The following is a 16,173-nucleotide window of genomic DNA, read 5'->3' on the forward strand; positions in this document are numbered from 1 at the left end:
TGCCGGGGACAGCCGGTACCGGCCTTTTTTAGAAATTCAATTCGATTTCGCTTGCAAAGTGTTCACTTTTATTTACTTTCTCACTTAATTGAATTTCTTTTAAAGGAATCGATGGGTCTTTTATGATCGCCGACAGAATCATGGCGTAATCCTTGCTCAGCGTAGCGATGGTTTTCTGTTTAAACAGCTTCGTGCAGTACTCAAAGCTTCCTTGAATCTCGTGCGGATTCATCACGAAAGTCAGCTGTAAATCAAATTTGGCCGCCGTATTTGTTTGTTCATATGGTCTGACCGCGAGAGAGTCCAATTCGATATCCGTTTGTTCCGTATTTTGCAGAACAAACATCGTATCGAATAACGGATTACGGCTTAAGTCCCGTTTCACTCCCAGTTTCTCAACTAATTCTTCAAAAGGATATTCTTGATTTTCATAAGCTTTCAGCATCGTTTCTTTTGTTTCCGTTACATAATCCATAAAGGTCTTTTCTCCAGCCGGAGCCGTACGGATGGCCAGCGTATTCACAAACATCCCGATAATATGCTGTAAATCTTCATGCATTCTTCCCGCAATAGGCGTACCGACGACGATATCTTCCTGACCGCTGTATTTAGCCAGCAGTATGTTATAGGCTGACAGCAAGATCATGTAAGCGGTCGATCCGGTCAATTCTTCCATCTGTTTAATCCCCTGGACCACAGTCTCATCGAGAGCGAAATTGTATCGCTTGCCTTCAAAGCTTCGAATTCGCGGTCTGGCAAAATCTTTCGGCAGTTCAAATGGCGGGAGTTCCTCATGAAATACATTCAGCCAATAGTTCTCCTGCCTTTTGATGCGTTCCCTCTGCTCCGCCTGCTGCTGCCATACAGTGTAATCTTTGTATTGAATCCGGAGCGGGGTTAATTCTTTGCCGTCATACAATTGAATCAGTTCTTCAACGAAAATATTCATAGAAGCGCCGTCTGAAACGATATGATGCATGTCAAACATGAAAACATGTCTGTCCTGTTCTAATTCGATGAGTCCGGCCCGAAGCAATGGAGCCTGACTGAGATCGAAAGGCCGCACGAAATTGCGGAACAGCTCCTCGACCTGCTCATCAGCTGCTTTGTACCTTTCTATAGAGAAATCCGCCTGCGGCTTGATCACCTGCACCAGCTCTCCCCGAACCATTTCAAATCCGGTTCGTAGCGATTCATGGCGCTGGATCAGACTTTGGAACGCAGATTGTAAACGATTCATATCGATCCTGCCTTCCAATGTCAAAATTCCCGGCATGTTGTAACTTAGTTCTCCGCCTTCAATTTGTGTAGACAGGTAAACCATCTTTTGTACGGAAGATACAGGATAAACATCTTTGGCTTCTGCAACAGGGATTTCATCCGGTCCGCCGGTTTCCGCGCCTGCAATGACCCTCGCCATTTCTTCAACCGTCGGGTATTGAAACACTTCTCTCAATGAAATGCTTTTGCTGAATTGCTTATGGATCTTGGTAACGAGCGTCATCCCCCGTAACGAATGCCCGCCGAGATCGAAAAAGTTATCTTTGACGCCGACTTGTTCTAACTTCAATACTTCTTTCCAGATGTGAACCAGCTGCTCTTCCGGTTTTGTCCTTGGAGCAACATAGTCAATCCCGGTCTGCAAGCCTGCTTCAGGCAGCGGTAACGCGCTGCGATTCACTTTTCCATTGGAGGTTAACGGCATTTGTTCCAGTTGCATCAGGTATGAAGGAACCATGTAGCCTGGTATTTGATCGGAGAGTTTTTCTTTAAGCTGATTGATCGGCAGTGACTTCTCCCCTGTAAAATAGGCATACAAATCGCTTTGTCCCTCTGCATTTTCTCTGGCCAGGATCACCGCTTCTTGTACATGCTCGATGTTGAGAAGAGCGGCTTCCACCTCGCCAAGTTCGATCCGGTAACCGCGAATTTTCACCTGATGATCCTTTCTTCCGGCATATTCAATGTTTCCATCCGGCAGGTAACGGGCAAGATCGCCTGTTTTATACATCCGCTCTCCGATTACAAACGGATCGGCTACAAACTTTTCACCCGTTAATTCAGGCAAGTTCAGATACCCTCGTCCTACTCCGTTTCCGGCGATGCACAGCTCACCCTTTACACCTATAGGCAGCATCCGGTCATGGGAATCAACAATATACACACGGTTGTTGCCCAGCGGCTTGCCGATCGGCACGTAGCCGCCGTCGTCAGCGGATGCCAATGTCTCCGGTACGATATGGAAGACCGATGCATCCACGCAAGTTTCCGTCGGACCGTATACATTGGTTATGAGCGGCATTGATGACCCGTTCGAAGCGAACAATTCAAGCAATTGCGCCACTGTCGCCTGCGGGAGCGCCTCTCCTCCAATAAGCATGTGCCGGATCGTTACCCCATGAAGGCTGTCTGCAGCGATAAGCAATTGCAAATGTGACGGTGTTCCGTCTGTGACGTCAATGCGGTGGGTGCGATAATAGTTTGACAAGGCATAACCGTCTGATACTGATGCTTTAGGGACGATATACAGTGCATGTCCCCCTAACAGTGCCGCGAAAATTTGCTTGACCGATGCGTCGAAATAGTACGGTGCCAACAGAGACACACGCAATCCCGAATCATAAGCACCGTACACTTGTCCGCGGAGCCCCTCCATCAAATGAAGTACCTGGCGATGCTCAATCAGCGTGCCTTTTGGCTTGCCGGTTGTGCCTGATGTGTAAATCACATACGCCAAGTGATCCGGTCCGGCTGCCGTCACCAGATTCGAGCCATCCCCGCTGTTCATTCGTTCGTCATTCAGCAGTAAAATCTCTCCGGCAAAGGATACACGATCTTGTAAATGGGGCTGTGCCAGCAGAACCTTTGCTCCTGAATCCTCCAGAATATAGCGGATGCGTTCCTGCGGGCTGTCCGGATCCATCGGCACATACGCGCCCCCGGCTTTCAGGATCGCCATAATCCCCACGATCATTTCCAGAGAACGTTCTGCCAGAATACCGACAGGCTGGTCAGGCTGCACGCCTTCGCTTCTTAAAATCCGCGCCAGGCGGTTGGCCCGCTCATTCAGCTCACGGTATGTGAATCGGCTTTTCTCGTAAACTGCGGCCGTAAGTTCCGGCGTACGCTCCGCCTGCTCCTCGAACAATTGGTGAATTGTTTTGTCCCTTGGGCAGTCTATCGCCGGTTGGCCCCATCTCTCCACAATCTGCTCTTTCTCCTTCGCGGTGATCATCTCCAGCGATGAAAGCGGCGCCTGCGGATCATTCGCAATCGCCTCTATCAATTGGATAAAGTGCTTTGCCATGCGTTCCGCAGTTTCCTGCTTGTACAGCGCTGCCGCGTAACTGATCATACCTGTAATCCCGTCTTCATTTTCTGCCGCTTGGAACGTCAGGTCGAACTTCGCCATCACATGGTTGTCCGGATAAGGGGTAAAACGCACATCATCGAGGCTCAATTCTCCCCGTTCTGTGTTTTGCCATATGAACATCGTGTCAAACAGCGGATGGCGGCTGAAATCCCGGGACACATTCAGCTTGTCCACCAGTTCGTCGAATGGATACTCCTGGTTTTCGTACGCTTTTAATGTATGCTCTTTGACTTCCTGCACGTACTCCCGGAATGTTTTTTCCCCGATCGGTTTCGTTCGTATCGCCAGCGTGCCCACGAACATGCCGATTAAGCTTTCCAAATCCGAATGGGTTCTTCCGGCAATCGGGCTCCCTACTACGATGTCTTCTTGCCCGCTGTATTTGGCAAGCATGGTTGTATAAGCAGCCAGCAGCACCATGTACAGCGTGCTTTCGCTCTTCACCGCCAAGCCTTTCAGCTGTTCCGTCAGCTCCGGTCCGATAACAAACTCGATTTGTCCTCCTTCAAAGCTCCGCGCAGCCGGTCTTCCGTAGTCGGTTGGCATATCCAGCACCGGAACCTCTCCGCTGAACACATCCAGCCAATATGCTTCCTGCTGCTTCATGCGTTCGCTTTGCATATCCGCCAGCTGCCACGCCGCATAATCTTTATATTGAATCCGCAATGGCGGCAACTCTTTTCCTTCATATAATGAAACGAACTCTTCAATCAAATTCTTGATAGATACGCCGTCTGAAATGATATGATGCATGTCAAACAGCAGCAAATGGCGGTCTTTTGCAAGCTCGATCAGTCCTACCCGCAGCAGCGGTGCTTTCTCCAAGTCAAATGCCCGCACAAACCCATGAACGAGGGCTTCCGCCTGTTCTTCTTTCGCCTGAGTGAATTCCACTGCAAATCGGACGTCGTCATAGATCCGCTGCACCGGTTCTCCATCTATCAGTTCAAAGCCGGTACGCAGCGTTTCATGGCGCTGAATCAGCTTGCAGATCGCCTTCTCGACAAGTTCCCGATCCAGAGCTCCATCGGCCCTCATGACACTCGGCATGTTGTAGCTCAGCTCTCCGCCTTTCAGCTGATTCAAAATGTACAGCCGTTTTTGCGCCGAGGAGACGGCATAGTATTCTTTTGCGTCAACGGCCGGGATAGATGTATATGCTGTGTGTTTCATTCCGGTAATCGTTTCTGCCATTTCTTCAATTGTTGGCGACCGGAACACTTCCCGCAGCGGCAGGCTGACCCCCATCTCTTTGTGCAGCTTCGCCGTCAGAGTCGTTGCCCGCAGCGAGTGACCGCCGATGTCGAAGAAGTTATCTTTCACGCCGATACGCGGAAGTCCAAGCACCTCTTTCCAGATATGCGCCACCTGCGCTTCCGCCGCTGTACGGGGAGCAACGTATTCGCCCCCTGTTTGCACGCCTCCTTCTGGTGCTGGCAATGCTTTGCGGTCGACTTTTCCGTTTGCCGTGAGCGGCAAACGCTCTAGTTGGATAAAGTACGACGGGATCATATACCCCGGCAGTTCCTGCGACAGCGCTATTCGCAGCTCGCTCACCATCAGCTCGGTGTTCGCTGAAAAGTATGCGCATAGCTGCTTTTCTCCGGCTCCGTCTTCAAGAGCGGTGACTACTGCTTCCTGTACATACTCTATCTTTAAGAGCTGAGCTTCCACCTCGCCGAGTTCGATCCTGTATCCTCGAATTTTCACCTGATGATCGATCCGGCCCAAATATTCGATGTTACCGTCCGGCAGCCATCTCGCCAGATCGCCCGTCCGGTACATCCGTTTGCCGGGTTCGAACGGATGATCCACGAACTTCTCCGCAGTCAGCTCCGGACGGTTCAGGTACCCCCTCGCCAGTCCGTCGCCTGCGATGCAAAGCTCTCCCGGTACTCCGACTGGCTGTAGACGCATTGATCCCGGTGCCATCATATACAGCTGTATATTCGAGATCGGCTTGCCGATCGGCACCGATGCATACGCTTGGTTCGCTTCGCAGTTGAAGTACGACACATCGACCGTTGCTTCCGTCGGGCCGTACAGGTTGATCAGTCGGGCGCCGTTCATAGGCGTAATAAGGCTATGGAATCTTGCCGTATGTGCCGGCATTAAAGCCTCGCCGCTTGCAAACACTTGCCGCAACGTACGCAGCTTGCTTGTCTGTACGCTCGCCGTCTGTGCTTCCGCAAACTTCAGGAAGGCGTGCAGCATCGCCGGGACGAAATGCATTGTCGTGATACTTTGCTCTTCTATTGTGTTCCAAATCACTTCGGGGTCTTTCTCTCCGCCGAGCGGAAGCAGGCACACCTTCGCACCGGTCAAAGCCCACCAGAACAGCTCCCATACCGAGACGTCGAAGGTGATCGCTGTCTTTTGTAAAATCGTATCGCCGCTGCCGATCGGATAAGCCTTTTGCATCCACATCAACCGGTTTATAACCGGACGATGTTCAACCATAACCCCCTTGGGCTTGCCGGTCGATCCGGACGTGTAAATTACATATGCCCTATCGTCCGCACGGGACAGCGGCTCCAAGTTAGAAACGTCATCATCGTAAACGGAAGTATCATCGAGATCGATGACCGTTCCTGCAAAAGCAACCCGTTCTTTCACGTGACGCTGTGACAGCAGCAGGGTCGCTCCTGAATCTTCAAGGATGTAGCGGATGCGTTCATCCGGGTAATCCGGGTCGATTGGCACATAAGCGCCGCCCGCTTTCAGGATTGCATAAATCCCGACCATCATTTCTAGAGAACGCTCAGTCATGATCGCAACAAGCTGGTCGGCCTGTAGGCCTTCAGCTCGTAAAGTGCGTGCTAGTTGATTGGCCCGTTCATTTAACTCAAGGTATGTCATACGCTGCTCCTCGAATATAACCGCCTCATGGTCCGGCGTCCGGAGTGTTTGTTCCTCGAACAGCTGATGAATCGTTTGTTCACGTGGGTAATGCATTTCGTTAGACTGAAAACGGCTGTGCAGCTGTTCTTTTTCTTGCTGCGTCAGAAGTTCCATTTCTTCTATTTTGACAGACGGCTGCTGCAAAATTTGGTGAATGAGCTGTTCAAAATGTCCGCGAATCCGCTCTGCCTCTGATTGTCCATATTCATTTTGGTTGAAATCAAAATGAACGGTGAGTTGTTCGCCAGGGATGACAACTACATTAAAATCGTAATGGGTATGTTCTTCTATATGGAAATTCACGATATTTAAATCCGCAGCATCATGGCCCTTTTCGACTTGCTGCTCTATCGGATAATTTTCAAAGATCAGTATATGATCAATTAAGTTTTGCTTTTGTTCCGTTTGGGCCTGAATTTCGTATAAAGGATAGGTATCGTATGATTGGGAAGCCAGAGCGTTTTGTTGAACCATTTGCATCGTATCAGCAAAAGTGCTGTCCTCATCGCAGCGGATGCGAACCGGAATGGTATTGATGAACAGGCCGATCATCTGTTCTACATCAGGAATTTCCGCCGGCCTTCCCGACACGACACTGCCGAAGACAACGTCTGCTGACCCGCTGTATTTCTGTAATAAAACTCCCCATAACGTTTGGATCAACGTGTTTAATGTAACCTGATGCTGATTTGCGATCTGCTGTAATTGTTTTGTCTGTTCGTGATCAAATCGGCAGATCACATTGGCATAGGCGTATTCTTTTTGTTCATGCTGCTCTATTTTATGAAGAAGCGTGGTTTCACCTGTATATCCTTCAAGATACCCGCTCCAGTACCGCTTTGCCGCTCCCTGATCTTGGCGGTCAAGCCACTCGATATAGTCGCTGTAAGGAGCTGCCGATGACGGTTCTGGTTCCCTGCCTTCCTGTAAGGCGCGATAATGATCAAACACTTCCTTCGTGATAAGAGACAGGCACCAGCCATCCATCACAATATGATGGAAGCTCCAAATCAAATGATATTTGCGGTCTTCCATACGGAAAATCGCTATGCGCATCAGCGGATCCCGAGCCAAGTCAAATCCTTTTGCCTTATCTTCTCTTTGATAGGCTGCGATTGCATCCTCTCGCAGGTGCTCCTCTATGTCACGCAAATCTGCAAAATGAATTTGCGGTGTTTGCGTTTTATAGACAATTTGTAAAGGAGTATCGTTCCAGCCGCTGTAAAAACGGGTTCTGAGTACGGCGTATGTTTCAAATAATCGTTCAAGGCTTGCTTTAAACCAATCAATCTTTAACTCTCCCTGCAAATCGAACGATGCTTGTTCAAAATAAGAACTTGAGGCCTCGTCCAGCAGGCTGTGGAAGAGCATTCCTTTCTGCATCGGAGTGAGCGGATACACGTTTTTAACCTCACCTGCATGCGGCAGTTGAATGAGGAGCTGATCCAATTCGTCAATGGACATGCCTTTTAACAAAATATCGCTTGGCGTCAGTTCCGATTGTTCTTTATGGACGCAATGCGTAATGATTGTCCGCAGGCGGCTTTGAATCGTTTCCGATAACCGCATGATCGTTTCTTTTGCGTACTGTTTGCTGCTGTAGCTGATCGTAAGCTTCAGCCGGCCGTCGGTGATCATTCCGTTTATATTCAATACATACGGTCTTTCTTGATCTCCGCTTGAGTCTGAACCGCAAGAATAAGAAGATAATTGAACCCCATGCTGCTGTAAATCTTGGTCAAACTGTCCCAGGTAGTTAAAGCTGATCTCAGGATTGAGTTTCGATGGCATTCCGCCGCTTAAGTACCTTGCTATTCCATATCCGATCCCTTTATGCGGAATTTGGCGCAATCCTTCTTTGGTCGTCTTGATATAATCAGAGATCTCTTTGCCCGGATGCGCGTGCAGCACAACCGGATACAGACTTGTAAACCACCCGACCGTGCGGGAGATATCTATATCTTGTATAATCTGTTCTCGGCCGTGTCCCTCTAAATGAATCGGAATTTGTTCCAGTCCTGACCAATGCGATATGGAAAGACCCAGAGAAGTTAAGAGCAAATCGTTTATTTCCGTGTTATAAGCGCGATTCGCTTGTTTTAATAGCAGCTCCGTTTCCTCTTTCGTCCATTCCACAGTTGCTGTTTCACTGTCTTTTGCAGTTGTATGGGTTTCATGAAAATCTTTAGGCAGCGGTTTGACTTCGGTTTGTTCGATCTTTGTCCAATATTCCTGTTCCTGTTTTATGGTTTCACTTTGCGCATATTCTGAAAGTCTCTTAGCCCATAATTGGAAAGAGTCTGTTTTTTGCGGCAGTTGAATCACTCGCCCGTTCTCGGCTTGCTTGTAGCCGCTAACGATATCTTCCAGTAAAATGCGCCATGAAATCCCGTCTATAATCAAATGATGGATGGCAATGAGCAGATGATCTCCATTTGCGCATTGAAACAACCCGGCTTTCATTAACGGCCCATCACTTAAACGCATACTGCTTTGTATCTCATCAGCTTTGGCTTCAATTGTCCGTCCCGGATCGGAATCTTCTTTCAGATTCAGGACTTCTAAGCGGTACAGTCCGCTTTGGGCGATTTCTTCATTCTGTGCCTCGCAGCCATTTTCCGTAGTCCGGAACGTCATGCGGAGCGCATCGTGATGTTCAGCAAGCTTTTGCAGGGTTTGACGAAGCTGCGTTTCCTGAAAACCTTCCGGCGCATGCAGCATGACGGCTTGATTATAATAATGCTGATCTGTCGTTATGTGATCAAAGAACCAATGCTGAATAGGAGTCAGGCTGACTTTTCCTTTGACCTCACCTTGATCGGCTATACGCAGATTCTGCTTGATATGCGGACTCAATTCTGCAATTGTTGCATATTGAAACAAGTCTTTGATTTCCATTTTGTATCCTTGCTGATTTAATCTGGAGGATACTTGAATGGATTTAATGGAATCTCCGCCAAGGTCAAAGAAATTATCAAGAATACTGACGTTTTCAGCGCCTAATACCGATTCCCAGGCAGAAACTAATATTTCTTCCGCTTTTGTTCGGGGAGCTTTATACTCTGCTCTGTCCTGCAGCTCGAAATCCGGAGCCGGCAGCCCTTTTTTGTTTATTTTTCCGTTAGAAGTTAAAGGCATTTCATCAAGCTCGATAAAATAAGCCGGAACCATATAACTTGCAAGGGTATGAGACAATTGTTTCCGGAGCCGGGCAGCCGTTGTTTGCCCGCCGCTTACATAATATGCACACAATTGTTTAAACCCGTGGACATCCTCTCTGGCTGTAACGACAGCTTCCTTGATCGCTTCTTCTTGAAGCAGTGCCGCCTCGATCTCGCCTAATTCGATACGATAGCCTCTGATTTTCACTTGTTCATCTATTCTGCCCGCATATTCAATGTTTCCGTCCGCCAGCCACTTCGCCAAATCTCCGGTCTTATACATCTTCGCTCCGGGTTCAAATGGGTCATCGACAAATTTCTCTGCCGTTAATTCGGGACGGTTCAAATATCCTCTTGCCACACCGGCGCCGCTGATATAGATTTCTCCCGGCACTCCGATCGGTGCGGGTTTCATATTCTCATCAAGAACGTAAATGCTCGTGTTTGCCGCAGCGGTTCCGATCGGTACCGATTCCCGTCTGTCCTTTGCGGCATCATAACGGTAAATCATGCAGCCGACAACGGTTTCCGTCGGTCCGTACTCATTGCATATTTCAACCCGGCCTTCGAACTGTTCATGAATGCTGCGGGCTAACCGGGTGCTTAAGTTTTCCCCGCCCACAATCATTCTTCGGACAGCCGTTTGATCGGCAATGTTCATTTCTTTCAAAACCTGCAAATGGGCCGGAGTCAATTTAATGATATCCACCCTCGGGTCCCGCACAATCGATTCAAGCAGAGCTGTTTTATCTTCTCCGTCATAGACGATGATTGCATTTCCTGTGACAAGCGGCGTGAAAATAGAAGTCACCGTCAGATCAAAAGAAATTGACGAATACAATGGGAAGTTGGCTTTCTCGCCTTTTACATAAACCTCTTTCGCCCACCAAATATAATTGGTCAAGCCTCGGTGCTCGATTAGTACGCCTTTTGGCCGGCCTGTGGAACCTGACGTATAAATGACATATGCCAAATGGCTCACATCATTTATCGGAGCAAGGTCAGAGCCATCTTGGTGATAAGAACTTTCATCATCAAGTAAAACCGTGACGCCTTCGTAGGCGAGCTGTTTCCTGACGTCCCGCTGCATTAAAACGATTCCGGCTTGGGAGTCATCCAGCATATACCGGATGCGGTCTTGCGGATATTCCGGATCTATAGGGACATAGGCTCCGCCTGATTTTAAAACGGCAAGGATTCCGACCACCGATTCGATGCTGTTTCTTGTGATGATGGCTACAGGCTGATCCGTCTGGACTCCTTTCGCTCTTAACGTTCGCGCCAGTCGGTTGGCCCGCTTATTGAGCTCTCCGTACGTGAGCTGCCTGTCCTTATCAATGACGGCTGCTTGATCGGGCGTACGCTGCGATTGCTCTTCAAATAATTGATGAACCGGCGTCTGCGGAAACGGCGCGGCCGTGTCGTTAAGCGTCTGCAGAAGGGTTCTTCTTTCGCCTTCCGTTAACAATTCCGCTTGATCCACCCGGATATCCGCATTTGTCACGACTTGTTGCAGGATTTGCATGAAATGTTCCCGAACCCGCTCTATGCTTGCCCGATCATACACATTTGCATTGTATTCAAAAGAGATGGTCATCTCGTCGCCCGGTATAACGGTCAAATTAAAATCGTAGTTGGTCTGTTCTTCCATTTGTACGTTGGAGATCGTGATGGATGTTCCGTTCTGGCGGCCTATGCTTTCCATATACTGATCAACCGGATAATTTTCGAATATCATTAAATGTGTAATTAAATCTTGTTTTTGCGTTGTACGCGCTTGAATATCGTACAGCGGGTGCGTCTCAAATTGTTGAGACGCTACAGCCCTTTCTTGCGCCTCTTTCATAAGCTCGGCAAACGTTGTTCCGGCTTCACACCGGAACCGGACGGGAATGGTGTTAATGAATAAGCCGATCATGGTTTCCACGTTTGGAATTCCAGCAGGTCTTCCGGATACAACACTTCCAAACACAACGTCCCGGCTGCGGTTATATTTCTGCAGCAAAACCGCCCATGCCGTCTGCAGCAGCGTGTTCAGCGTGACATGATGCTGGCCTGCCGTCCGCTTCATTTTCGAAGTGAGATCGGAGCTTATGTCACACGTCACTTTTTCAGGAACGTATCGTCCGTCTTCCGCTGCATGGTGATCCTTAGGAAGGCCGGTTTGCTCCTCATATCCCTCCAAGTATTGATCCCAATAAGCCGTGGCCTTTTTCGCATCTTGCCGGCCGAGCCATTCAATATATTGACTGTACGGAGTAATTGATGATTGTTCAGGCTGCTTTTGCTGAAGCAAGGCAAAGTAATTCTCGAATATTTCTTTTGTAATCAGCGGCAGGCACCAGCCGTCCATCAAAATATGGTGGAAGCTCCAGATAAAACGGTATGTCTTTTCATCCGTACGAAGGATGAATAGCCGCATTAACGCGCCTTTTTCTAAGTCGAACCCCCGCATCTTATCTTCTCTGGCATACTGCTGAATCATCGCTTCTTTTTGTGATTCCTTCATCTCTCGTATGTCATTGAATTGAAAACCGATTTTTTTCGTTTTGAATATAATTTGGAGCGGCTGATCCTTCCAGCCTCTGTAAAAATTCGTGCGGAAAATATCATATTTTTGCGATAAGCCGTCCAAGCTTTTTGAAAATGAATCAATCTCCAGATCTCCATGCAGATCAAACATCGTTTGCTGAAAATAAGCACCTGAATTCGGATCAAATAAGCTGTGAAACAGCATGCCCTTCTGCATCGGCGTTAATGGATAAATATTTTCCGCTTCGCCTAATTCACGCGTCTGCTCCAAAAGCTGTTCCAGTTCGTCGATTGAGATATCTTTTAACAGGATGTCACTTGGTGTGAGAGAAGTCTGCTGCCGGCTTACGCAATGCGCAATGACTTCTTGCAGACTTTCTTTCAACCCTTGGGCAAATTGCGCCATAGTAGATCTTTCGTATTGTTTGCTGCTGTAGCTCAGTGTCAGTGATAATGTCCCTTCGGCAATCATGCCGTTCAAATCAAGCACGGCCGTTCTCTCTTGGTTTTCGTTCATCGATAACCCTGTGGAATATGGCGATATGCGCAAAGCCTGATGCTTCAGGTCTTGGTCAAATTGTCCCAAATAGTTAAACGATATCTCCGGATTCAGCTGCAGGCTGTCGGCTTCCGGATGCCCGGATATATATTTGATGATGCTGTAATTCATTCCTTTATCAGGGATGCGGCGCAGCCCTTCTTTTACGATCTTGATCCGCTGCGACAGGTCTTTTCCGGCTTCCATCCTCAGGACGACAGGGTACTGGCTTGTGAACCATCCTATCGTGCGGGAAATGTCAGCATCCGGAATAATCGGTTCTCTCCCGTGGCCTTCCAAATTCACGACAATGTCTTCCGTGCCTGTCCACTTGTGAACAGCCAGCCCTAACGAAGTCAGCAGCAGATCGTTGATATCCGTGTTGTAGGCGCGGTTCGCTTGTTTTAATAATTGCTCCGTTTCCTCTTTTGTCCATTGAATCGTCACTTCTTCGCTGTCACTTAATAACGATCCTTCGCTGATAGTGTCCTTAGGCAATGGCTGAGGCTTTATGCTTGAAAGCTCAGTCCAATAAGCAATCTCCTCTTTCATGTCGGTTTCCGCCGCATATTTGGACAATTGATCGGCCCAGAATGGAAACGAATCTGTTTTTTGCGGGAGCTGGATCGTTTGTCCGCGTTCTGCCTGCTCATAACCGCTTGCAAAATCTTCGAGCAAAATACGCCAGGATACTCCGTCAATCAGCAAATGATGAATTGCAATCAGCAAATGATCTCCGTCCGGACATTGGAACAAACCGAGCTTCATCAATGGCCCTTTGTCTAATACCATGCTGCTTTGAATCTCATTCGCTTTATCGGCAATCGCTTGAGCCGGATCGGTTTCCCCTTTATAATTCATCACTTCCAGATGGTATAGTTCACTTTCATCTGTTCCTGTAATTCGCGGAGCGTATCCATCCGGCGTTTTTTCAAAAATCATCCTCAAGGCATCGTGATGCGACGCGATCTGTTCCATCGTCCGGCGAAGCGGAGCCTCTTTAAAGCTTTCCGCCGAATATAACATGACGGCCTGATTGTAATGGTGTGCATGCGGCATGTTTTGTTCAAAAAACCAATGCTGAATCGGGGTCAGCTTGGTTCCGCCATTCACTTCTCCTTGATCAGCCACCCTGCTGACCGGCGCTACAAACTGACTAAGTTCAGCAATCGAGGGGTGTTTAAACAAATGCTTCATATCAACCTTGTATCCGGCTTGATACAATCTGGATGACACCTGAATTGACTTAATCGAATCTCCGCCAAAATCAAAGAAATTATCCAGAATTCCTATACGTTCTGCCCCTAATACTTCTTGCCAGATAGACGCCAGCAGTTCTTCTATTGTGTTCCGCGGGGCTATGTATTCGTATTCCGCCCGCGTATTTTCGTCAGCAGCAGGCAAAGCTTTCAGATCAATCTTCCCATTGGAAGTGAGCGGAATGCGTTCCAATGGGATAAAGCGGGAGGGAATCATATAATTCGGCAGTTCCCGGGATAATTCTTTTCTGAACTGCGCAGCGGTCAAAGAAGGCCCGCCGACATAATAGGCATACAATTGTTTGGCCCCGTCTGCGTCTTCCCGCGCGACGACTGCGGCTTCACGAACGTTTTCCAGATTGAACATGGCTGCCTCTACCTCGCCGATCTCAATCCGGTAGCCGCGAATTTTCACTTGATGATCAATCCGCCCTAAATATTCGATTCTTCCATCCGGCAGCCATCTGGCGAGATCACCCGTTTTATACATCTTTTGACTAGGGACATGCAGATGCTCCACAAATTTTTCCTCCGTCAATTCAGGACGATTGAGGTAGCCGCGGGCCACTCCCGCTCCTCCGACATACAGCTCTCCCGGTACGCCGATCGGCTGGATTTGATGGTGCGCTCCTAAAATATAAGCTTGATGGTTGGCCACCGGGCTGCCGATTGTGATCTGTTCATCAGCGGACTGAACAGGGTGAAATGTAGATACCACGCTGTTTTCTGTCGGTCCGTATTCATTATTGATCCGAATGCGAGGCTGCAGAGAATGCAGCTTCTCAACTGTATCTGTTTCCAGCTGCTCACCGCCTACAACAACATGCTGAACATGGATGAAGTCCTCTGTGTTCATCTGTTCGATCATCGTTTTCAGAAGACGGGGAGAAGTTGAGAAATGAGTAATTCTCTCTTGTTTTATGGCATTTTGAATGGCGAAAGTTTCTTTATTCTCTTCATTAGGCAATAGGTGCAAAGTTGCCCCCGAGATGAGCGGGCCGAAGAAATTTAAAATGAACGCATCAAAAACATACGGGTACAAGACAAGCACGCGATCCGCCGGAGAATGCTTAAAAAACGCCTTCTTCCATTGGAGCGAATTCACAATGCCGCCGTGTTCAACCATGACTCCTTTCGGCTTTCCTGTTGTACCCGACGTATAAATGACATAGGCTAAATGGCTGTGTCCCGCTACTGGTGATAACAATGAGCTATCGGCATGGTATGATGTTTCATCATTCAAATCAATCACCGGGCCGTCAAAGGTGAGACTGTTTTTTAAATGACGCTGAACAAGGAGAACGTCTGCATCCGCATCATGAAGCAAATATTGAAGCCGCTCTTTTGGATATTCAGGATCCAGGGGCACATAAGCGCCCCCTGCCTTCCAAACGGCTATAATGGATACGATCATCTCTAATGAACGATCGGCGAGAATGGCGACTAACGTATCAGGTTGAACCCCGCAATTACGCAATGTTCTTGCCAAACGGTTCGCCTTCTCATTCAGTTCCCTGTACGTCAAATGGTCGTTTTTAAACTTGACGGCCGCATGCTCAGGTGTTCTTTCTGTTTGCTCTTCAAATAATTGATAGACTGTTCTGCTCCCGGAGAAATCTCTGACGGTATCGTTAAAATCAAACAATAGCTTCTGTTTTTCCGCTTCCGGTAAGATCTCTGCCGTATGGATCGCGGCTTGAGGCTGAAACAGGATCACAGACAGCAGCTGATCCAAATGGGATACAATTTGATTGATATAGCGCTCATCGTACAGGTTGCCGTTATAAAAAAGCTTCAAATGAATCCCGTTGTTCTCCAAATCAAAGTGAAACAGCGTATCGGCTGCAGTATCTTCTTTAAATTGCAAGGAATGAATTTCGTTAAGCGAAACGACGGTATGAATCAACGGCAGATGCTCGTCATTGTATTGCACGCTCAGATGCTGAACCATTTTTCTAAACGGCAGGTTTTGATTTTTCAGAGAATCATTAACGGCTTCTTTCAGCTGTCCGAATACGGTTTTAAATGTACTCTCGTTTGAAAGCGTATTTTTTAAGAGGACAATGTTGTTAACGGCTGACTGGCCGGCTTTTTGCTTCGATACCGTCGGAATGCCAAGAATCAGGCTCGTTTGATCCGTATATTTATATAACAAGCATTCAATACCCGCCAATAAAATCAGATAGGCCGCCATATCGGAATGATTCGCCATTGTCATGATTCTTTGAGATACTTCCGGAGATAAGGAACGGCAGATGCATTTTTCCTGGTAGCCGGTACGGGCCAACGACGCTTTATCCGCTGCTTTAAAGTAAGGGAATGCGCTTAGTCCGTCTTCTTCATCAAACAGGTTTTCCCAGTACGTTTCTTGGTTTTTAAATACCGACATTGGAGCACCTCATTTTATAT

Annotated in this window: 1 protein-coding gene; it reads right to left on the bottom strand. The window is 48.0% G+C overall.

All coding sequences use genetic code 11. From position 1 onward, the window contains the following. Window positions 1-28: 28 nt before the first annotated feature. Window positions 29-16,153: a non-ribosomal peptide synthase/polyketide synthase gene (locus VP472_RS09100; RefSeq protein ID WP_146276878.1), complete on the bottom strand. Its 16,125-nt coding sequence runs from the start codon at window positions 16,151-16,153 to the stop codon at window positions 29-31. Window positions 16,154-16,173 lie beyond the last annotated feature (20 nt).

The sequence above is a fragment of the Bacillus sp. MT(2024) genome (genome assembly GCF_036362845.1).
GTDB classification, from domain to species: domain Bacteria; phylum Bacillota; class Bacilli; order Bacillales; family Bacillaceae; genus Bacillus; species Bacillus velezensis.

Bases quoted from the DNA above. Each gene is read 5' to 3' on its own strand.
- VP472_RS09100 (WP_146276878.1), bottom strand. From the start codon at position 16,153: ATGTCGGTATTTAAAAACCAAGAAACGTACTGGGAAAACCTGTTTGAT.